The sequence below is a fragment of the Microcystis aeruginosa NIES-4325 genome (genome assembly GCF_008974145.1).
Taxonomy (GTDB): Bacteria; Cyanobacteriota; Cyanobacteriia; order Cyanobacteriales; family Microcystaceae; genus Microcystis; species Microcystis aeruginosa_G.
In genome coordinates this window covers 1-454 of sequence record NZ_BJKP01000126.1, presented here as the reverse complement: position 1 = coordinate 454, position 454 = coordinate 1, and the positions used below count along the sequence as shown (strand labels likewise).

Annotated in this window: 1 pseudogene; it reads left to right on the top strand. The window is 38.8% G+C overall.

What is annotated here, in order from left to right:
• Positions 1–46: 46 nt before the first annotated feature.
• A pseudogene (locus MiAbW_RS19295) lies at positions 47–294 on the top strand (IS1 family transposase); the annotation flags it as partial.
• Positions 295–454 lie beyond the last annotated feature (160 nt).

The following is a 454-nucleotide window of genomic DNA, read 5'->3' as shown; positions in this document are numbered from 1 at the left end:
GGGTAAAATCTGTGCTTGAATTTTGCCAGGGGTTCCTAGTAGCCACCAAACAATTCCTGAAGTAGGGGAACTGGATGAATTGGAAACCTTTGTTGGCTCAAAAAAAACAAAATCTGGGTGTGGACAGCGGTTGACCACTTTAAAAAAGGAATTTTAGGTTGGGTAATCGGAGACCATAGTAGCGAAACGTTTCGCCCATTATGGGAATTAGTTAAGTCTTGGGGATGCTATTTTTATGTGAGTGATGGATGGTCAGTTTATCCATGTTTTATAGCAGAGGGCGACCATATAATTAAGTAGTCGTGCAAAATTAATTTCTTGGTTAGGATAGGCAAAAGGCAATAGGCAATAGGCAAAAGCTTTATCGAAATGTGTAATTAATTTTGCTTAGGTACTTAGTAAGACTTATATGACCAGAGTAGAGGGTGAGAACACACGTTTAAGACATTATCTA